Source organism: Gordonia sp. LMA484, assembly GCF_058129505.1.
Window position 1 is genome coordinate 4,114,330 of sequence record NZ_CM176700.1, and the last position, 20,376, is coordinate 4,134,705.

Consider the following 20,376-nt stretch of genomic DNA (forward strand, 5'->3'; position numbering starts at 1 on the left):
TGTGGCAGGGTCATCGGGCCCTTACTCGAATCGACCACGAAGCCGGTTGGATCACAAGTAGATTCACACTCACGGTCGGATAGCCCGCGCCTATGATCCGTGCGCCGGGGTGTCCGACGGTGCTGCCAGACCACGTCGGACCAGCACCTTGTCCCGTTCCGGGTTGGCGAAGACCAGAGCGATGACCGCGCACACAGACGCGACGATCCCGAGGATCTGGAACGACGTCGCATAACCCGCCGCCGGGCTCGACGCATTGTCGACGATGACGCCGGTCGCATACGGCGCGACGAGCCCGCCGATCGCCATGATCGCCAGGAACACCCCGAGCGTGCCGGCGGTCTGGCGTGGCGGACAGATCTCCGAGATCGCCGCGTTGAACAGCGGGAATACGGTCGTGGCGAAGCCGTAACCCACCGACACCACCAGCACGGCCAGGCCCGGTGTGCCGATCGACGGCAGGAAGGTCAGCAGCACACCCGACACCAGAACGCCCACGGCCGGCACGATCACACGGACCTTGCGTGAGGTGGCACCACGCGAGATGAGTCGGTCGCCGACGATGGAGGTCAGCAGCATCAACGCCAGCCCGGCGATCGACGGGAAGGCGAACATCGACCCGGCCTGCAGTCGGCTGTATCCCAGTCCCTTCTCGAAGTACGACGGCAGCCAGGTGAGCACGACGGTGACCATCGCGTACACGCTCATCACGAGGAGAGCGCCGCTGATGAACGTCCGCGAGGTGAAGATGCGGACCCACGGCACCGCCGGTTCGTCGGCGTCCGACAGGGCGGTCTGCTTCGCCTTCTTGGCTCCGGAGATGTACGGGCCATCGGTCCAGGTCGCGAGCCAGATCACGCACCACAGCAGGCCGGCGACCGCCAGGGCCACCAGTGCGGCACGCCACCCGAGGCTGACGCTGATCACCGCGAGCACGGGTGCGACGGCGATCTTCGCGATCGATGCCGCACCGGCCAGCAGTGCTCCGGGCAGCGCACGCTTCGCCGGCGGATGCCAGGAGTAGGCCGCTGTGTGCAGCAGCGCCGAGCTCGGACCTTCGGCGAGGCCGAGGAAGAGCCGGCTGACGATCAGCACCGCAAAGGCGGCGACCGCCACCAGCGGCAGCATCGCCACCGCCCAACACAACGCGAGCAGGACCAACGCCCACCGGAGCGTGAGCCAGCGATTGAGGGCGCCGGCGAAGAAGCCGCCGATCGTGAAGGTCAGGAAGAACAGGCTGCCGACCAGGCCGATCTGCGATGACCGCAGGCCGAGCTCGTCGGCCAGCGGTTGAGCGATGATGCCGAGGACGGCCTTGTCGGCGTAGTTGACGACGTAGAGGGCCACGAGCAGCGAGGTCAGACCCCAGGCGCGGCCTCGGCCGTCCACTGCGGGAACGGGAGCGTGGCTCACCGACAGGTCTCTGCTGGTCGTGTCCTGATCTGTTCTGCTGGTCGGCATGGGCAGCTCCTTCGGATAACCGGGGGATGAGCGGTGACACGAGACGGTGACACGAGACATGAGATGGACCGTCTCGTCACGAGTGGCTGACGTGGTGTGCATCACATCCGACTCGATTGAAGCGTCTCGTCGTGATCACGAGCAATGTCCGTTCCGTGAATCGTGAGACTGCGATTGCCTATGGGACGGCGCAGCAGGCGATGTAACACGTCACAACCACGCATCATTGGCTGCCGCTAAGGATGCGTTAGTCGATCGCGTCGTTCCACCCACACCCGTCGACGGGGCATGCTGAGGGGGTTCACCGGCGCGCCCACCCACGGGCGCGTCCGCCGCGATGCCATACGAAGAGAAGAGGTCACGATGGCCCGCCTCGCGCAGACCCTCGGTCTCACCGAGATCCAGACCGAGATCCTGGCGAATGTCCGACAGTTCGTGGACAAGCAGATCATCCCGAACGCCCAGGAACTCGAGCACGCCGACACCTACCCGACCGAGATCGTCGACGGCATGCGGGAGATGGGGTTGTTCGGTCTGATGATCCCCGAGGAGTACGGGGGCCTCGGCGAATCGCTGCTGACCTATGCGCTCTGCGTGGAGGAACTCGCCCGCGGCTGGATGAGCGTGTCCGGGGTCATCAACACCCACTTCATCGTCGCCTACATGCTGCGCCAACACGGCACCGACGAGCAGAAACAGCATTTCCTGCCGCGCATGGCCACCGGCGAGGTACGCGGCGCCTTCTCGATGAGCGAGCCCGAACTCGGCTCTGACGTCGCCGCGATCAAGACGACCGCCAAACGGATGGCCGACGGCGACTACACCATCAACGGCGCCAAGATGTGGCTGACGAACGGTGCGAGCTCGACACTGGTGGCCGCGCTCGTCCGTACCGAGGAGGGCCAGGACAAACCCCACAAGAACCTGACGACGTTCCTGATCGAGAAGCCGGCCGGCTTCGGTGAGGTCGTCGACGGCCTCACCATCCCCGGGAAGATCGACAAGATGGGTTACAAGGGCATCGACACCACCGAACTGATCTTCGACGGCTACCGTGCGGCCGCCGACGACATCCTGGGCGGCGCGCCCGGTCGGGGCTTCGGCCAGATGATGGACGGTGTCGAGGTGGGACGGGTCAACGTCTCCGCACGCGCCTGCGGTGTCGCACAACGCGCGTTCGAGCTGGCCGTGCGGTATGCGCAGCAGCGCAGCACTTTCGGCAAGCCGATCGCCGAACACCAGGCCATCGCCTTCAGCCTCGCCGAGATGGCCACCAAGGTGGAAGCCGCACACCTGATGATGGTGAATGCCGCGCGGCTCAAGGACTCCGGCGAACGCAACGATGTTGCCGCAGGAATGTCGAAGTACCTATGCAGCGAATACTGCGCCGAGGTCACCCAGGCCAGCTTCCGCATCCACGGTGGTTACGGCTACTCCAAGGAGTTCGAGATCGAACGACTCATGCGCGAGGCGCCGTTCCTTCTCATCGGCGAGGGCACCAGCGAAATCCAGAAACAGATCATCAGCAAAGGACTCCTGCGGGAGTATCGGGAGAAGTGACCGGCGAGTCCGGTACGACATCGAGCCGACTGAACCGCATCATCACTCCCAAGGGGGAAAGCCATGCAGCGCACCGTGTTCACCGATGATCACGACGCCTTTCGCAAGACCATCCGTGATTTCATCGCCAAGGAGGTCGTGCCGCAGTACCACGACTGGGAGAAGCAGGGACATCCGCCGCGCGAGTTCTACAACCGGTTGGGCGATCTGGGCGTGCTCGGCATCGAGGCACCCGAAGAGTACGGCGGCGGCGGTGCGCACGACTTCACCTATTCGATGGTGATCGCCGAGGAGACGTCGGCGGCCGGCGTGACGTTCGGCAGCTATTCGGTGCACTCCAATCTGATCCTCCCCTACCTGCTCGAGTACGGAACCGACGACCAGAAGCAGCGCTGGCTGCCCGGGTTCTGTTCCGGCGACATCATGTTCGCGATCGCGATGACCGAACCGGGCACCGGGTCGGACCTCGCGAACATCTCGACCACCGCGAAACTGTCCGAGGACGGCAGCCATTACGTCCTCGACGGTGCGAAGACGTTCATCACCGGCGGGGCGCTTGCCGATCGCGTCCTCGTGGTGTGCCGGACCTCGCCGTTCGATGCCGACAACCGCCGTTCCGGTCTGTCGATCCTCGTCGTCGACACCGCATCCGAGGGATTTGCGGTCGGGCGCAAGCTGGAGAAGATAGGTCTCAAGGCCTCCGACACCGCGGAGCTCTCGTTCAGTTCGGTGCAGGTCCCCGTCGAGGACCGGCTCGGTGAGGAAGGGGCGGGCTTCAGCTACCTCACCCACAATCTCGCGCAGGAACGCCTGACCATCGCGATCGGCGCGTCCGCCACCGCGGCCGCCGCCGTGCAGCATGCGCTGGATTACACCCGCGAGCGCGACGTCTTCGGCAAACCGGTGGCGTCGTTCCAGAACACCAAGTTCGTGCTCGCCGAATGCTCGTCCGATGTCGAGGCGATCCGGCAGTTCGTCGACCGCGCCTTGGAACTGCACAACGCTGGTGAGCTCAGCGTCCCGGACGCCGCTCGCGTCAAGCTGTTCGCCACCGAGACCGCGGGGCGGGTCATCGACAAATGTCTGCAACTGCACGGCGGCTACGGCTACATCACCGAGTACCCGATCGCCCGGCTCTACGCCGACACCCGGGTCTCCCGCATCTACGGCGGCACCAACGAGGTGATGAAGACGATCATCGCGAAGGACCTCGGGCTGTGACCGACTAGGCTCGACGGCGTGTCTGTCTACGAGCACGGATTCGCCCGAGTCACCGGAGCCGTCCCTGTCGTCTCCATCGCCGACCCGGCGGTCAACACCCGGCGGACGATCGAACTGTTGCGGTCGGCGGCCGATGGTGGTGCGGCCCTGGTCGTATTCCCTGAGTTGGGATTGTGCGGCTACAGCATCGACGACCTGGTGCAGCAGGACGCCGTCCTCGACGCCTGTCTGAACGGGCTGGCGGAGGTCGTCGACGCGAGCAGGGGCCTGCGCCCGCTGGTCGCCGTGGGTGTGCCGCTGGTCGTGGGCGACGGCTTGTACAACTGCGCAGCGGTGGTCCACGACGGTGAGATCCTGGGCGTGGTCCCGAAGTCGTATCTGCCCAACTACCGGGAGTTCTACGAGCAGCGGTACTTCGCCGCCGCCCGAGACGCGGCGGTGAGCACGGCGACGGTGCTGGGTCGTGAGGTCCCGTTCGGTGCCGACCTCATTTTCGAGGCCGTCGACCTGCCCGGGTTCGCCGTCCATGTGGAGATCTGCGAGGACGGCTGGGTTCCGATCCCACCGAGTACATGGGCGTCCCTCGCCGGGGCCACCGTGCTGGCCAACCTGTCCGGCAGCCCGGTGACCGTCGGCAAGGAGTCGTACCGGAAGTCGCTGTGCACCAGCCACTCCGCGCGGTGCGTGGCCGCGCATGTGTATGTGGCGGCCGGCTTCGGCGAATCCACCACCGACCTCTCGTGGGACGGTGACGCACTGATCACCGAGAACGGGACTCTGCTGGCCCGCTCGGAGCAGTTCGCGATGTCCGAGCAGATGATCACCGCCGACATCGACCTGGATCGGCTCCGGCAGGAGCGGATGCGGATGATCAGCCTGCGCGATCAGGTGGGCGACTTCGCAGCCGACCTGAAACCGTTGCGGCGCATTCGTTTCGAACTCGGATCGATCACGGCCGTCGAGGACACGCTGCATCGCGAGGTACCACGCTTCCCGTTCGTCCCGGCCGACGCCGCCGACCGCGACTTCCGGTGCCGGGAGGTCGGCAACATCCAGGTGCAGGGTCTCGCCGCACGGTTGCGATCCACCGGTATCGAGAAGATCGTCATCGGCGTGTCGGGCGGGCTGGATTCGACGCTGGCACTGCTGGTCGCGGTCGACACTTTCGACCGGCTCGGCCTGCCGCGGAAGAACATCCTGGCCTACACGATGCCCGGATTCGCCACCGGTTCGGCGACGCTGCGTCGCGCCCACGTGCTGATGGACTCGCTGGGTGTCTCGGGAACCGAACTCGACATCCGGCCGTCGTGTGAGCAGATGCTGGCCGACCTGGATCATCCGTACGCCCGCGGCGAGAAGGTCTACGACGTCACCTTCGAGAACGTGCAGGCCGGCGAACGCACCTCACATCTGTTCCGATTGGCCAACCACCACGGCGCGATCGTGCTCGGCACCGGTGACCTCTCGGAGCTGGCATTGGGCTGGTGCACCTACGGCGTGGGCGATCAGATGTCGCACTACAACGTGAACTCGTCGGTGCCCAAAACCCTGATCCAGCACCTCATCCGGTGGATGATCACCACCAGCGCGTACTCGCAGGAGACGACGGACACCCTGGCCGAGATCCTGGACGATGTGATCACCCCCGAGCTGGTGCCCGCCGGCGACGACGGCGAGGTGCAGAGCACGGAAGGTACCGTCGGCCCCTACGAGCTGCACGACTTCTTCCTCTACTACCTCACCCGCTACGGCTACCGTCCCGCCAAGATCGCCTACCTCGCCTCGCAGGCATGGGGCGACCGGGAACGCGGCCCCTGGTCGGACATGATCGTGACCCAGCGGCGCAACGAATACGACCCGGACACCATCGAACGCTGGCTACGCGTCTTCCTCAAGCGATTCATGGCCAACCAGTTCAAGCGCACCGCAATGCCCAACGGCCCCAAGATCGGTTCCGGCGGCTCCCTGTCCCCCCGAGGCGACTGGCGCAGCCCGAGCGACGCGAGCAGCCAAGCCTGGCTCGAGAACTGGTGACGCTGGCGCCCACCTCAGCAACCGCAACACGGGCGGCCCAACCTCACCAACCGCAACAAAGGGGCGAGCCAACCTCACCAACCGGCAACAACGGGCGGCCCACCTCACCAACCGACAACAACGGGCGGCCCACCTCACCAACCGACAACAACGGGCGGCCCACCTCACCAACCGACAACAACGGGCGAGCCAACCTCACCAACCTGCAACAACGGGCGAGCCAACCTCACCAACCGGCAACACGGAGGCCGAGAGAACCCGGAATTTCGTCGAGAGAACCCAGCCTCTCCACCAAACCGATTCTCTCGCTGTAACTCTGGGTTCTCTCGGCGAAATTCCGGGTTCTCTCGGCGCGATGCAACTCGCACGATGCAACCCGGCACGACGCAACTCGGCACGATCCAACTCGGCACGATGCAACTCACCCCCGGCCCGCCGGGTTCTCTCGCCCTCCGTGCCGGGCGCGTTGGCAAGGCCGGCGCGGTTTATATTCGAGGGGGCCTGGAGTCAGTCGCACCGCTCCAGCAACTGCTTGAGCTGGTCGTCGAAGGCGTGGGCGATCGACCACACGTCTGGGGCGTGGTCGGTGCAGGCGAGGACGCCGACGTTGAGATTGCCGTCGGCGGAGAACACGGTGATGTTGAGGCCGAGGCCGTGGAAGATCGGACCCAGCGGATACACACCGGTGACGCGTGATCCGAGGAAGTAGAGCGGGAAGTCGGGTCCGGCGACGTTGGACACCAGCACGTTGAACACCGGCGGATGTGCCAGTGCCAGTTTGCGACTGCCGTAGAGCTTCATCAGCGTCGACATGGTGGTGCCAGGCGCGAACTGCGCCCACGCCCGCAGGATGTTCGCGTCGATGTCGCCGTGATGGTCCTTCGAGGTGCGTGCCTGTGCCGCCGCCTGCTCGAGCCGTTCGACCGGGTCGTCGAGATCTGATGGGAGCAGGGTGAACATGCCGGTGACCTTGTTGGTACCGCCGGTGACCAACGAGCTCTCGTCGGCGCCGTGCACCGACACCGGCACCATCGCGACCAGCGGTTGCTCCGGCAGTTCACCGTGCTTCTCGAAGTAGGCACGCAGGGCGCCACCGGTGATGGCCAGCACGACGTCGTTGATCTTGACGCCGAATTTGTTCTTCACCCGCTTGACGTCGTCGATGGACAGCTGGGTCATCGCCAGCGATCGATGCGGTGTGATGGGCGCATTGAACCGGGTGCGCGGGGCCTGGAACGGCAGGGGCATCGCAGTTTTCGACCGGCTGCGACGGAACCAGCCGATCGGCACGCCGACAGTGCCGGGGATGAGTTTCGCCATCGCGATCGGCCGCTGGACGAAATAGTTGACCGCACCGGTGACCGCCATGGCGGTCCGCGACGCCGGGCCCGCGGTCTCGGTCACCTTGTCGCGATCGAGATCGGGCGATTCCGGCGTGAGAGTGCACAGTTGCGCCAGCATCTCCGCACTGGTGACGCCGTCCACACCGGCGTGGTGCATGCGCAGCATGGCCGCAACCTTGCCGTCCGCGAGCCCTTCGAGGACCCACAGCTCCCACAACGGCTTCCCGCGGTCGAGCGTCTGCCCGGCCAGGTGGCCACACAGTTCGGCCAGCTCGGTCTGCCCGCCCGGCGCCGGTACCGCGACGCGGTGCACGTGCCGCTCGATGTCGAAGTCCTCGTCCTCGATCCACACCGGATGGTCGATGTTCAACAGCGAATTGTCCAATTTGCGACGGAAATTCGGCATTCCGGCGATCCGGCGCTCGAGTTCGTCGCGCATCTTGGTGAAGCTGTATCCGCCCGGCATCGTGGTCGGATCGATCTCGATGAGACCGATCACGTGCACGAGCTGCGACCTCGTCTCGAGATAGAGAAACGAGGCGTCGAGCCCACTCAGACGTTGCATTGCACCCAACCACCCTCACTCGACCGACGGCGCGACCACGACCGGCGCACCGGCGTCGTCCCTCCAGATGACGCGACGACCACCCCGGCCAATGATGCCGGAAGATCAGGCCATCTGGGCGAAGTTTCGCTGTAGGTTAATGCCATGGATCACCATGAGAAGGTTGACCGCAAGGATGTCGCCGACATCCCGGTCAGTGCGAATCCGCTCTTCACGCGCCCCGGTGAAGCAACCGAGTTCCCTCGGTTCGCGCTTCCGCAGCATCCATCCCTGCCCGAGACCGCCTACCAGATCGTGCACGACGAGTCGATGCTCGACGGCAATGCCCGGCAGAACCTGGCCACGTTCGTGGGCACCTGGATGGACGAGCATGCCAATCGGCTCTACGTCGAGTCCGCCGACAAGAACATGATCGACAAGGACGAGTACCCACAGACGGCTGCGATCGAAACACGTTGCTGGACAATCCTGGCCGATCTCTGGAACGCACCGGACCCCACCCGGACCGTCGGTACATCGACCATCGGGTCGTCAGAAGCGGCCATGCTCGGCGGTCTCGCCCTCAAACGACGCTGGGCCGAGCGGCGTAAGGCCGAGGGCAAGCCCGTCGGGACGCCGAACCTGATCATGTCGTCTGCGGTTCAGGTGTGCTGGGAGAAGTTCTGCAACTATTTCGAGGTCGAGGCCCGCTACGTGCCGATCACCGACGAACACCCCGTCCTCGACGGCCACGATCTCGCGTCCTATGTGGACGAGAACACGATCGGGGTCGTCCCGATCATGGGCGTCACCTACACCGGCGCCTACGAACCGGTCGCGAAGATCGCGGCGGCGCTCGACGAGATCGAGAAGAACACCGGACTCGACATCCCGATCCACGTCGACGGTGCGTCCGGCGGCGCCGTCGCCCCCTTCCTGCAACCGGACCTGGTGTGGGACTTCCGGCTCGAACGGGTCGCGTCGATCAACATGTCCGGACACAAGTACGGGTTGGTCTATCCGGGGATCGGCTGGGTCGTGTGGCGCGAGGAGTCGCTGCTTCCGGAGAGCCTGGTGTTCCGCGTCAGCTATCTCGGTGGCAACATGCCCACCCTGGCGTTGAACTTCTCCCGGCCGGGTTCCCAGGTGCTGCTGCAGTACTACCAGTTCCTGCGTCTCGGATTCGAGGGCTATCGCGAGGTGCAACAGAATTCCCAGGACGTCGCATTGCACCTGTCGTCGGCGATCGGCGCGATGGACCAATTCGTGCTGCGCAGCGACGGCTCCGACATCCCGGTGTTCGCATGGCAACTCGCCCCCGGACACACCGAGAACTGGAACCTCGATCACCTGTCGGCCCAGCTACGCGAGCGCGGCTGGCTGGTGCCCGCCTACCCGTTGCCCGACAACCTCTCCGACCAGCGGGTGCAGCGAATCGTGGTGCGCAACGGGCTGTCCCACGACCTCGCGGAGATCCTGTTGCGCGATCTGCGGGCGTCGGTCGAGTACCTCGACAGTCTGGATACGCCGATGCCCACGCCCCACGCGACGAGCGGATTCCGCCACTGAACCCATCCCACACTAGAACAGGTTCTAGTAGGCTCATCTCACGATGAGCACCTTCACCCACGCCGAGCTCGACGATGCCTTCGGCGCGTTCCAGACCACCGTCGCCGAGGTCGCCCTCAGCCGCGACTGGGACCGTTTCGCCGATCTGTTCACCGAGGATGCCGAGTACATCGAGCATGCACTGGGCACCATGTCCGGCCGAGAGGAGATCCGCAGCTGGATCTGGAAGACGATGACCGCCTTCCCCGGCAGCCATATGACGGGGTTTCCATCCCTCTGGCATGTGGTCGACGCCGCGACTGCCCGCGTCATCTGTGAGGTCGACAACCCCATGCGCGACCCCGGCGACGGGACCCACGTCACCGCGACCAACATCACGATCCTGACCTATGCCGGCAACGGCCTCTGGCGTCGGGAAGAGGACGTCTACAACCCATTGGAGTTCGGGCAGGCGGCGATGAAGTGGTGCGAGAAGGCCGCCGAACTCGGTACCCTTGACCCGGATGCGGCCCGGTGGATGGAGACCATCGGTGCAATGTTCGCCCGGCGCAGCTGAGATACGCGGGTGATTCGGCGGTGACAACGGCTGCGAATCGGCTGTGAATCCGCGTCGGAGAATGCGACAAACGGCGCCGATCGGCGATGATCGAACGGCGCGGCGTCGAATCGGCCGATGACGGCCGATCGTGACCGACGTCATGCGAGGCGGACGTAACGCCACGTACGCGTGGTTACGATTGCGTAGGTATGGACTTGGTCGACCTGGCCTGGTGACGTACCCTGGACGACTGATCATTGTGTCGGTCGGCGCCGAGACAAGACATACATCAGATGCGGACCCCCACCCGTTCGGAGGAAATTAATGGCACGCGAGCTGACTCAGCTTGAGCTCCTCAAGGAGCTGTCGCCGGTCGCCGAGGAGAACGTCAATCGGCACCTGAAGATCGCCAAGAACTGGAACCCGCACGACTACGTCCCGTGGGACGAGGGCCGCAATTACGCAGCACTCGGCGGCGTGGACTACGACCCCGAGCAGTCGCAGCTCGGCGAGGTCGCCAAGGCCGCGATGATCACCAACCTCCTCACCGAGGACAACCTGCCGTCATACCACCGGGTCATCGCCGACAACTTCTCGATGGACTCCGCGTGGGGCCACTGGGTCGGCCGGTGGACCGCCGAGGAGAACCGCCACGGCATCGTGATGCGCGACTACCTCGTCGTCACCCGTGGCGTCGACCCGGTCGCCCTCGAAGAGGCCCGGATGATCCACATGACCAACGGCTACGACCCGATGCTGGCCGCCGCCGGACGCGCCGATGAACTCGAGGAATACGCCGACGAGTTGGGCCTGCTGCACTCCGTCGCCTACGTGACGTTCCAGGAGCTGGCGACCCGGGTCAGCCATCGCAACACCGGCAAGGCCTGCGACGATCCGATCGCCGACCGGATGCTGCAGCGCATCGCCGCCGACGAGAACCTGCACATGATCTTCTACCGCAACATCTGCGGTGCGGGCATGGACATCTCCCCCGACCAGACGCTGCGCGCCGTCACCGACATCGTCACCAACTTCCAGATGCCCGGTGCCGGCATGCCCAACTTCCGCCGCAACGGCGTGTTGATGGCCAAGCACGGCATCTACGACCTGCGCCAGCATCTCGAGGACGTCGTCATGCCCGTGCTGCGGAAATGGAACGTCTTCGAACGCGACGACTTCAGCGCCGAGGGCGAGAAGACCCGCGAGGAGCTCGCCGCATTCCTCGAGCAGCTCGAGAAGGACACCATCCGCTTCGAAGAGATGCGCGACCGCTCGCTCGCCCGCGAAGCCAAGAAACGGGAGCGGCAGGCATCCTGAGCACGACACTGGACTCGACGCGACCGGCGCCCTCAGCTTCAACCGAGGGCGCCGGTTCGCTGCTGTCCGCACAACCCGCACTGCGCATCGGATCCATCGACCTCGCCAGCCCGGTGGTGCTCGCGCCGATGGCCGGGGTCACCAACGTCGCGTTCCGCACGTTGTGCCGCGAGCTCGAGCTCGAGCGGACCGGCACGGTGTCCGGACTGTACGTCTGCGAGATGGTCACCGCCCGCGCTCTCGTCGAGCGCCATCCGGTGACCATGCACATGACCACCTTCGGGCCGGACGAGAACCCGCGGTCGATGCAGCTGTACACGGTCGATCCGGAGAACACTTACGCGGCGGCCAAGATGATCGTCGACGAAGATCTCGCCGACCACATCGACATGAACTTCGGCTGCCCGGTACCCAAGGTGACCCGCAAGGGGGGCGGATCGGCGATTCCGTACAAGCGCAAGTTGTTCCAGCGCATCGTGGCCGCCGCGGTCCGCGCGACGGAGGGCACGTCGATCCCGGTCACGGTCAAGTTCCGGATCGGCATCGACGACGAGCACCACACGCATCTCGACGCGGGACGCATCGCCGCCGCGGAAGGCGCTCAGGCGGTCGCCCTGCACGCGCGCACCGCCTCCCAGCGCTACTCCGGGACGGCCGACTGGGATGAGATCGCCCGGCTCAAGGAGCATGTGACCGACGTCCCGGTGCTGGGCAACGGGGACATCTTCGAACCGTCCGACGCGATCGCGATGATGCGCCACACGGCCTGCGACGGCGTGGTCATCGGTCGCGGCTGCCTGGGACGGCCATGGCTGTTCGCCGAACTCGCCGCCGAACTCAACGGCCTCGACGCACCGCCCGCGCCCAACCTCGGTGAGGTGTCGAAGATCATCATTCGGCACGCGGAGCTGCTCTCCGCACATCACGGCGAGGACAAGGGCTGCCGGGAGATCCGCAAGCACGTCGCCTGGTACCTGCGGGGCTTCCCCGCAGGATCCGACCTGCGCAGTCGGATGGCGCTGGTCAAGACCGTCGATGAACTGCGCGAACTCGTCGCGACGTTGCCCGCCGACGCCGAGTTCCCCGCCGACGGCCACGGCCCGCGAGGGCGCCAGGGATCACCGGCCAAGGTCGCGCTGCCCGAGGGGTGGCTCGACGACCCGGACGAGGACATCGTCCCCGAGGGCGCCGAGGTCATGCATTCTGGCGGTTGACCTGGACAATTCGGGTCTGGCCGTGGTGGCTGAGACATGTTCTCAGGTGCAATCAGTACTATGACCCGAGGCTTCCGCATGGGCGGAGGCGATGTCATGGTGCGCCGCAGCAGCTCGACGCGGCGTTGAAGTAGTCGGGGTCAAGGGGAATTCCAGTTGAGTCGTAGGAGATCGGAACCGGACGAGCCGGCCGACGAAGGCAACAAGCCTCGTCGCAGTCGGCGCGCTGGGCGATCCGGCGGCACCAACGACTTCAAGGAGTTGTACGGGCAGGCACCCACGAACGAGGTGCCGGCGCATGGCGCACTGCACGAACCGCGGGCCACCGACCGTTATGTGCGCGGCCGCACCCGGCTCACGGTGCGCGAGCTCATGGAGCAGATGAACGCCGGCCCGGCGTCGCCGTCCCCCGCCGACCCCGCGGCATCGCAATCCCCCGCCACTCCGGCGGAGTCCGACCGTCCCGCGCCCCAGCCTCCGGCCGACGACGACCCCACGACGGTCCACCGGTTCGGCGATCTGGGCCAGTACCCCGGTGGGAACGACGTCACCCAGAAGATCCCCACGGTCCGAGCCGACGACCGTCCCACCGATCCCGACGTCGACCTGTCCGACGACGCGACGCGCCAACGGGTCACCGAGGAGTCACGCGGGCAGGGCAGCCGAATCCGGCCGCTCCAGCCCACCCCCGATCTCTCTGACACCATCCCGCCCCGATCGCGTCCGCTCCGCCATCCCGGCCCCGCAGAGCGTCGCCGCAACCTCGGCCGCAACGTCACCGTCACCGGACGAATCCTGGTCGCGGTCGCATGTGTGATGGCGCTGGTGGGCACCGGCTTCGTGTGGGGTTACCTGCAGTCGGTGAACGGCAACTGGAAGACCATCAACGCGGTCAATCCGGAAGACTCCAACATCCGCAAGAAGGATGCGCAGTACGGCGACGAGAACTACCTCATCGTCGGCACCGACACGCGAAGCGGCCAGAACGCCAATGTCGGTGCAGGTACCACCGACGACGCCGCCGGCGCCCGCTCGGACACGGTGATCCTGGTGAACATCCCGGCCAATCGCAGTCGCGTCGTCGCCGTCTCGTTTCCCCGCGACCTGCAGGTCGACAGGCCGCAGTGCCAGGAGTGGGACAACAGTGCCGGTACCTATGGTGCGGATCTGGAGCCGGCCACCGGCATCAAGCTGAACAGCGTCTACGCCGACGGCGGGCCCAAGTGTCTGGTCAGCGTGATCACCCAGATGAGCGGCCTGAACATCAACCACTTCATCGCGATGGACTTCTACGGTTTCGAGAAGGTGGTCCGCGCTGTCGGCGGAGTCCAGGTCTGTTCGACGGCACCGCTCTATGACTACGAACTCGGCCAGATCCTGCGTAAACCCGGCACTCAGAAGCTCACCGGCCGTCGCGCACTGAACTACGTCCGTGCTCGCAACATCGCGTCGGAGGGCAACGGGGACTACGGGCGCATCAAACGGCAGCAGTTGTTCATGTCGTCGCTGCTGCGGTCGACGTTGTCGGGCAACGTGCTGTCCAGCCCGAACAAACTCAACAGCATCGTCAACACCTTCATCCAGTACAGCTATGTCGACGGTGTCGACACGCAGTCGCTGCTGAAGCTTGCCGAATCGATGCAGGGAATCGAGGCGGGACGTGTCACGTTCCTCACGATCCCGACGTCGGGGACGACCACCGACGGGCTCAACAACGAGATCCCGCGCACCGACGACATCAATGCGATCTTCAACGCGATCATCGATGACCAGCCGCTGCCCGGTGAGCAGGCCAAGAAGAAGCCGTCGACGTCGAGCAGCACAAAGGCATCGAGCACGTCGACCACGACGACCAGCGACCCCGCCCCGACCCGCCTGTCCGCCACCGCGCAGAGTCCCGAAAACGTCGGGGTTCGCGTCCTCAACGGCACCGGACGGACGGGAGCGGCCGGCGACACGTCCGATCAGCTGGTGTCGATGGGCTTCGATGTGCGCGGTGTCGCCGATGCGTCGGAGAACCGTACGGACACCGTCATCCGCTACGGCGGTGGCGAGGAGGATTCGGCGGCCACACTGGCCACGATGTTCCCCGGCGCGTCGATTCAGCTCGACCGAACGGTGAAGTCGGGAGTCGAGGTCATCCTCGGGTCCGACTACGACGGATCTGTGGGTCAGCCGCCCGCGACCGGACGCACGATCTCGGTCCAGCAGCTGCCCCCGGCGTCTAACTCGTCGAGCCTGCCGAACGACCTCGCGGTGACCAACGCGGGCGACACCACCTGCCGCTGACCTGCGCATTCCCGCCGAACACAGCGATGCACCGCGCGTTCACGGGGAGTTCACCGTGCCGAACCCGGGGAACATCAGCGGACCGATTAGGCTGGAGACCATGCGTACCGCCTACCATGAGCAGCTCGAGGCGCTCAATTCGACCCTCGGTGAGATGTGCGATCTCGCCGGTGCCGCGATGGCACGTGCCACGCAGGCACTCCTGCAGGCCGATCTGTCCGTCGCCGAAGAAGTCATCACCGACGCCGACCGGATGAACGAGCTGTCCGCACGCGCGGAGGAGCAGGCGTTCGCGCTGCTCGCCCTGCAGGCACCCGTCGCCGGCGACCTGCGCAGCATCGTCAGTGGATTCCAGATCGTGGCCGATGTGGACCGCATGGGTGCGCTGGCCCTGCATGTTGCGAAGGTCGCGCGCCGTCGCCATCCCGCAAAGGCGTTGCCCGAAGAGGTCAACGGCTACTTCGCCGAGATGGGCCGGCTGGCCGTCAAGCTCGCCGACACCGCGCGCGAGGTGCTGACGACGCAGAACCCCCGGGACGCCATCCGGCTACAAGAGGATGACGATGCCATGGACGACCTGCACCGGCACCTGTTCACGGTCCTGATGGATCGCGAGTGGAGTCATGGCGTCGCCGCCGCGGTCGACATCACCCTGCTCGGCCGCTACTACGAGCGATTCGCCGATCACGCCGTCCTCATCGGGCGCCGGGTGGTGTTCCAGGCAACCGGTAAGACCCCGGAGCAGTACCTCGAGGTGTCCTGACACCTCGTTCGACGCGATCCCGCGCCCGGAGCGTGCGACATCCCAGCCCGATGTCACACGCTCCGGGCGCGGTTTCTTGCTGGGGCTGCGCGTGTGATCGTCCGTACGCCGTGGTATGGCTGCGACCCAGGCCGCGTCACCGGACGGTGTGAGATGGTCCTCACCTGAGGCCCCGATCGATTTCTCCGGGCACGTGCGGGCCCGTTAGGGTTCTGACATGGCTCAGCACCCTCCGGCGGAATCCGACTTCCGCATGGTCACCGACGACGAGCAGGCCGCCGCCCACCGGCGCCAGATCCTTCTCTACGCGGGCATCACGCTGTCGCTCATCGTGTTGCTGATCGTTCTCCTGCTGAGCAGTATCTGACCCCGAAAACGACTCCGCGCCACCACCGATCGTGTCGGTGATGGCGCGGAGTCGTTGGTCTCGTGCTCAGCCGAAGCGGCCCGAGATGTAGTCCTCGGTCTCCCGCTTCGTCGGGTTGGAGAAGATCGTCTCGGTGTCGTTGATCTCCACCAGCTGACCGGGTTGGCCGACACCCTCGAGGTTGAAGAACGCGGTCTGATCGCTCACGCGCGCGGCCTGCTGCATGTTGTGGGTGACGATGACGATGGTGTAGTCCTTCTTCAGCTCGCCCATCAGGTCCTCGATCGCCAGCGTCGAGATCGGGTCGAGTGCCGAGCAGGGCTCGTCCATCAGCAGGACGTCCGGGGACACCGCGATGGCGCGGGCGATGCACAGCCGCTGCTGTTGGCCGCCGGACAGGCCGCCACCGGGCTTGTCGAGACGGTCCTTGACCTCTTCCCACAGGTTCGCGCCCCGGAGGCTGCGTTCACAGACCTCGTTGAGCTGCGCCTTGTTGCGGATACCCTGCAGTTTGAGGCCGGCCACCACGTTGTCGCGGATCGACATGGTGGGGAACGGATTCGGGCGCTGGAACACCATGCCGATGGTGGTCCGCACCGCGGTCGGGTTGATGCCCTTGGCGTAGATGTCCTCACCGTCGAGCAGCACACTGCCGACCGCGTAGGCGCCGGGGATCTCCTCGTGCATCCGGTTCAGGGTGCGCAGCACCGTCGATTTGCCGCAGCCCGACGGGCCGATGAAGGCGGTGATGCTGCGGGGCGGGACCGAGAGGGTGACGTCCTTGACCGCATGGAACTTGCTGTAATAGACGTTCAGATCTTTGATGTCGAGGCGCTTGGCCATGTCGATGCCTTCTTGGTGTCGTGCGTGATTGCGGTGAGCCGTCAGCGGGTCTTGGGGGCGAGGAGCTTGGCCAACATCGCCGCGATCAGATTGAGGATCGCGATGATGATGATCAGGGTGAGGGCCGCTCCCCAGTAGTAGAAGCTCGACGCCGACTGGGCCGAGGACCACATGTCCTTGATGAACAGCGGCAGCGATGTCATCCCGCCCTCGAACGGGTTGGTCTGCACCTGCGAACTGGCCGGGCCGGCCAGGATCAGCACCGGCGCCGTCTCACCCATGATGCGGGCGATCGCGAGGAAGATGCCGGACAGCATGCCCGACAGCGCGGTCGGGATCACGATCCGCATGATGGTCTTCCACTTGGGGATACCCAGCGCATACGACGCTTCACGCAGTTCGTCCGGCACCAGCTTGAGCATCTCTTCGGTGGAGCGCACCACGATCGGGATCATCAGCAGGATCAACGCGAGGCTGACCATGAACGCGCTCTGCCCCATGGAAAGCCCGATCACGAACACGGTGAAGATGAAGAGGGTGGCCACGATCGATGGCACGCCGGCCAGGATGTCGACCATGAAGCTCACCGGCTTGACCAGCCAGGTCGTCGGGTACTCGACCAGCATGATGGCGGTCATCACCGCGATCGGCACCGAGATCACCGTCGCGATGAGCGCCTGGATGAGTGAGCCGATGATCGCCTGCGAGATGCCGGCCCCGTACTGGCTGGTGGTGTCCACGCCGTAGGCGTTGCCGAACCACCAGTTCGGGTCGGTGATCGCCGGGAATCCCTTGGAGATGACCGTGTAGAGCAGCCACACCAGCGGGATGACCCCGAGGACGAAGCAGGCTGCGAACACGCTTCGCGCCGCATTGTTGCGGAACTTGCGGCCCGCCGACACGTCGCGGAACGCGCTCGGCGATGACTTGACGGGCCCGCTGGGCGAGACCTCCGCAGTGATTGTCATCCGTTCACCTTTCCACCGGCGATCACGCGGGCGACCGCGTTGACCACGAACGTGAGGACGAAGAGGACCAGACCTGCCGCGATGTATGCGCCGGCGGACGCCTCACTGCCGACGAACTCGCCGACGTCGCGTGCGATCTTCGACGCGAAGGTGTCGCCGCCTTCGAACAGCGACCATTTGAGGCGACCGACGGCCGCGCTCAGGATGATCATCAGTGCGATCGTCTCGCCCAGCGCGCGACCCAGCGCCAGCATCGATGCCGCGATCATGCCCGAACGCCCGTACGGGAACGAGGTCATCCGGATGACCTCCCACTTCGTGGCGCCGAGCGCCTGTGCCGCCTCTTTGTGGGCCGACGGCGTCTGCCGCAACACTTCGCGGGTGATCGAGGTGATGATCGGCAGCATCATGATCGCGAGCACGATACCGGCGGTGAAGATCGTGCCCCCACCGGAGATCGACGTCTTGCCGCTGGAGAAGAGGAAGAACCAGCCGAAGGTGTCGTTCAGCCACTCTGCGAACGGTGCGATCACCGGCGCGAGAATGTAGATGCCCCAGAGGCCGAAGATGATCGACGGCACCGCGGCCAGCAGGTCGATGACCGCGCCGAGCGCGCGGGCGATCTGGGTGGGCGCGTACTCCACCAGGAAGACCGCGATGCCGATCGCGATCGGCGTGGCCATCACCAGCGCGAAACCGGATGACAGCACGGTGGCGCGGAAGAGTTCCCACACACCGAATGCCGCGGTGCCGTTGGCGAAGTCCTGGCCACTGACGTTCCACTCGGACGAGAAGAGGAAGTTGGCGTTGTTGTCGAGGATTGCCGGAATCGCATCGACGAGAAGCGAGATGCCGATGGCGGCGATCAGGATGATGACGAGGAAACCGGTGCCCTTCGCCAGGTAGGCGAAGATCTGGTCCCCCAACTGTCCGCGAGGGCTGCTCAGACCCGGGTGGATCTGCTCTTCCAGCTCGCGTTGCTCGGGTGTGAGATTCGGATCGTTCTCGGGTGTGGGGGGCGGCGCCTGGCCCGGCGAGCTGCTGCTCGCCGGGCCGGGGCCGACTCCGGTGGTGTCATCCACGGACATCTTCTTGATCGTCTATTCCTGTGAGGGAGCCGGAGCGGCAGTTACTGGATCGCGTCGATCGAGGACTGCAGCTTGGTCTGGAACTCCTGCGGAAGCGGGATGTAGCCCGCGTTCTGCAGGTCTGCGCCCTGGTTCTGCGGAGCCGAGGCCACATTGAGGAACGTCTTGACGCCCTCCGCGGTCGGGGTGTCCGAGTACTTCGAGCACACGATTTCATAGGTGGCGAGCATGATCGGATAGGCACCCGCTTCAGCCGGCTTGTAGAACGACGAGGTGTCGATCACCATGTTGTGGTTGTCGGGTCCGTTCTGCAATGTCGCCGACTCAATGGTCTTGCCGCCGGTCTCCGACGTCAACTCCACGCCCTGGGGGTCCTGGTCGGTGATGATCTTGGCCATCGACAGATCGTTCGACTGTGCGAACGCCCACTCGACATAGGCGATCGAGCCGTTGGTCGGTTTGACCGCGGAGCCCACACCGGGGTTGCCCTGCTTGCCCTCGCCGACACCACCGTTGAAGGTCTTGCCGGTGCCCTTGTCCCAGCCGCCGGCCGCGGTCAGATACTTCTGGAAGTTGTCGGTGGTACCCGACTGGTCGGCGCGATAGATGACGTTGATCTGCTCGTCGGGCAGGTCGACGCCCTCGTTCTCGGCGGCGATGGCCGGGTCGTTCCACTTGGTGATCTGACCACTGAAGATCTTGGCCAGGGTCGGGCCGGACAGCGCGAGGTTGTCGACGCCGTCGATGTTGTAGGCGACCGCGATCGGGCCGAAGACCAGCGGCAGGTTCCATGCCTCGGAGCCACAGCGCTGGGCCGCCGCCGCGACGTCCTCGTCCTTCAGCGGTGAGTCGGAGCCGCCGAAGTCGGTCAGGTTCTGGTTGAAGTCCGAGACCCCCTGGCCCGAACCACCGCCACCGTAGGCGAGTTCGTAGCCGGGGCAGGTCTTCGCGAGCGACGTCGAGAAGATCGTCATGGCGTTGGCCTGCGCGGTCGAACCGCTGGCCTTGAGCGCCTGCTTGCCCTGGCACTGGATGTCGGCGACCGCCGACGCCGGTGCGGCGCTGGTGTCCCCCTTGTCGGCGTTGCTGCTACATGCACCGAGGACGAGAGCGGAAGTGGCCGCCAACGAGGCGAGCGCAACACCGGAACGACTCAATTTCACAGGTTTTCCTCCAGCATCAGATCATGGCGCATCGCCGTAGCGACGTCGCCCGGTCGCACTGACCCTAGGTTCGGAGGGTGGACACTCCGCGCCC

General features: G+C 65.5%; 16 protein-coding genes. 10 read left to right on the plus strand and 6 right to left on the minus strand.

Annotated elements, in window-relative coordinates; genetic code table 11:
- Window positions 1–90 precede the first annotated feature (90 nt).
- Window positions 91–1,461, minus strand: a complete 1,371-nt coding sequence (locus AC4AMJ_RS18190; protein WP_489913737.1) for an MFS transporter — start codon at window positions 1,459–1,461, stop codon at window positions 91–93.
- Window positions 1,462–1,824: 363 nt separating this feature from the next.
- Between AC4AMJ_RS18190 and AC4AMJ_RS18195 the strand changes: the two genes are divergently transcribed.
- The 3 genes from AC4AMJ_RS18195 (at window position 1,825) to AC4AMJ_RS18205 (ending at window position 6,276) form a co-directional block, all read left to right on the plus strand.
- Entirely contained in the window at window positions 1,825–3,021 is a 1,197-nt protein-coding gene (locus AC4AMJ_RS18195; protein WP_489913739.1) for an acyl-CoA dehydrogenase family protein, read from the plus strand.
- 63 nt (window positions 3,022–3,084) lie between these two features.
- Window positions 3,085–4,242 carry an acyl-CoA dehydrogenase family protein gene (locus tag AC4AMJ_RS18200; RefSeq protein WP_489899628.1) on the plus strand — a complete coding sequence of 386 codons (1,158 nt, stop codon included), beginning with the start codon at window positions 3,085–3,087 and terminating at the stop codon, window positions 4,240–4,242.
- A gap of 18 nt (window positions 4,243–4,260) precedes the next feature.
- Window positions 4,261–6,276 carry an NAD(+) synthase gene (locus tag AC4AMJ_RS18205; protein ID WP_489899627.1) on the plus strand — a complete coding sequence of 672 codons (2,016 nt, stop codon included), beginning with the start codon at window positions 4,261–4,263 and terminating at the stop codon, window positions 6,274–6,276.
- A gap of 507 nt (window positions 6,277–6,783) precedes the next feature.
- Here the strand turns inward: AC4AMJ_RS18205 and AC4AMJ_RS18210 are convergent.
- Entirely contained in the window at window positions 6,784–8,184 is a 1,401-nt protein-coding gene (locus AC4AMJ_RS18210) for a WS/DGAT/MGAT family O-acyltransferase (RefSeq protein ID WP_489913741.1), read from the minus strand.
- Window positions 8,185–8,328: 144 nt separating this feature from the next.
- On the opposite strand from AC4AMJ_RS18210, the gene gad reads away from it, so the two are divergent.
- The 7 genes from gad (at window position 8,329) to AC4AMJ_RS18245 (ending at window position 16,220) form a co-directional block, all read left to right on the plus strand.
- Window positions 8,329–9,732 carry a glutamate decarboxylase gene (gad, locus tag AC4AMJ_RS18215; protein ID WP_489913743.1) on the plus strand — a complete coding sequence of 468 codons (1,404 nt, stop codon included), beginning with the start codon at window positions 8,329–8,331 and terminating at the stop codon, window positions 9,730–9,732.
- Window positions 9,733–9,775: 43 nt separating this feature from the next.
- On the plus strand, window positions 9,776–10,288 hold the full coding sequence (locus AC4AMJ_RS18220) for a nuclear transport factor 2 family protein (RefSeq protein ID WP_489899624.1): 513 nt from the start codon (window positions 9,776–9,778) through the stop codon (window positions 10,286–10,288).
- A gap of 306 nt (window positions 10,289–10,594) precedes the next feature.
- Window positions 10,595–11,587, plus strand: coding sequence for an acyl-ACP desaturase (locus AC4AMJ_RS18225; protein ID WP_489899623.1), 993 nt, complete (start codon window positions 10,595–10,597; stop codon window positions 11,585–11,587).
- 128 nt (window positions 11,588–11,715) lie between these two features.
- Complete coding sequence (gene dusB, locus AC4AMJ_RS18230) at window positions 11,716–12,801, plus strand: tRNA dihydrouridine synthase DusB (protein ID WP_489899622.1); 1,086 nt, start codon at window positions 11,716–11,718, stop codon at window positions 12,799–12,801.
- Between the two features lie 156 nt (window positions 12,802–12,957).
- Entirely contained in the window at window positions 12,958–15,090 is a 2,133-nt protein-coding gene (locus AC4AMJ_RS18235; protein WP_489899621.1) for an LCP family protein, read from the plus strand.
- Between the two features lie 100 nt (window positions 15,091–15,190).
- Entirely contained in the window at window positions 15,191–15,853 is a 663-nt protein-coding gene (gene phoU, locus AC4AMJ_RS18240; protein ID WP_489899620.1) for a phosphate signaling complex protein PhoU, read from the plus strand.
- A gap of 217 nt (window positions 15,854–16,070) precedes the next feature.
- Entirely contained in the window at window positions 16,071–16,220 is a 150-nt protein-coding gene (locus AC4AMJ_RS18245) for a hypothetical protein (protein ID WP_489913745.1), read from the plus strand.
- Between the two features lie 66 nt (window positions 16,221–16,286).
- Here the strand turns inward: AC4AMJ_RS18245 and pstB are convergent, their stop codons facing one another.
- From pstB to pstS, 4 genes are read right to left on the minus strand one after another with little or no spacing between them, the layout of a single operon-like run.
- Window positions 16,287–17,063, minus strand: coding sequence for a phosphate ABC transporter ATP-binding protein PstB (gene pstB / locus AC4AMJ_RS18250; protein WP_489899618.1), 777 nt, complete (start codon window positions 17,061–17,063; stop codon window positions 16,287–16,289).
- Window positions 17,064–17,104: 41 nt separating this feature from the next.
- A complete protein-coding gene (gene pstA / locus AC4AMJ_RS18255; protein WP_489899617.1) occupies window positions 17,105–18,031 on the minus strand; it encodes a phosphate ABC transporter permease PstA in 927 nt (308 codons plus the stop codon).
- Window positions 18,028–19,119 carry a phosphate ABC transporter permease subunit PstC gene (gene pstC, locus AC4AMJ_RS18260; protein ID WP_489899616.1) on the minus strand — a complete coding sequence of 364 codons (1,092 nt, stop codon included), beginning with the start codon at window positions 19,117–19,119 and terminating at the stop codon, window positions 18,028–18,030. The genes pstA and pstC overlap by 4 nt, the downstream gene beginning before the upstream one ends.
- Before the next feature lie 41 nt (window positions 19,120–19,160).
- On the minus strand, window positions 19,161–20,282 hold the full coding sequence (gene pstS / locus AC4AMJ_RS18265; protein ID WP_489899615.1) for a phosphate ABC transporter substrate-binding protein PstS: 1,122 nt from the start codon (window positions 20,280–20,282) through the stop codon (window positions 19,161–19,163).
- Between the last annotated feature and the right edge of the window lie 94 nt (window positions 20,283–20,376).

Coding starts and splice junctions, on each gene's coding strand:
- phoU (WP_489899620.1), top strand. CDS start 15,191: ATGCGTACCGCCTACCATGAGCAGCTCGAGGCGCTCAATTCGACCCTC.
- AC4AMJ_RS18195 (WP_489913739.1), top strand. CDS start 1,825: ATGGCCCGCCTCGCGCAGACCCTCGGTCTCACCGAGATCCAGACCGAG.
- AC4AMJ_RS18245 (WP_489913745.1), top strand. CDS start 16,071: ATGGCTCAGCACCCTCCGGCGGAATCCGACTTCCGCATGGTCACCGAC.
- AC4AMJ_RS18220 (WP_489899624.1), top strand. CDS start 9,776: ATGAGCACCTTCACCCACGCCGAGCTCGACGATGCCTTCGGCGCGTTC.
- AC4AMJ_RS18225 (WP_489899623.1), top strand. CDS start 10,595: ATGGCACGCGAGCTGACTCAGCTTGAGCTCCTCAAGGAGCTGTCGCCG.
- pstB (WP_489899618.1), bottom strand. CDS start 17,063: ATGGCCAAGCGCCTCGACATCAAAGATCTGAACGTCTATTACAGCAAG.
- pstA (WP_489899617.1), bottom strand. CDS start 18,031: ATGACAATCACTGCGGAGGTCTCGCCCAGCGGGCCCGTCAAGTCATCG.
- AC4AMJ_RS18190 (WP_489913737.1), bottom strand. CDS start 1,461: ATGCCGACCAGCAGAACAGATCAGGACACGACCAGCAGAGACCTGTCG.
- AC4AMJ_RS18210 (WP_489913741.1), bottom strand. CDS start 8,184: ATGCAACGTCTGAGTGGGCTCGACGCCTCGTTTCTCTATCTCGAGACG.
- dusB (WP_489899622.1), top strand. CDS start 11,716: ATGGCCGGGGTCACCAACGTCGCGTTCCGCACGTTGTGCCGCGAGCTC.
- pstC (WP_489899616.1), bottom strand. CDS start 19,119: ATGTCCGTGGATGACACCACCGGAGTCGGCCCCGGCCCGGCGAGCAGC.
- gad (WP_489913743.1), top strand. CDS start 8,329: ATGGATCACCATGAGAAGGTTGACCGCAAGGATGTCGCCGACATCCCG.
- AC4AMJ_RS18200 (WP_489899628.1), top strand. CDS start 3,085: ATGCAGCGCACCGTGTTCACCGATGATCACGACGCCTTTCGCAAGACC.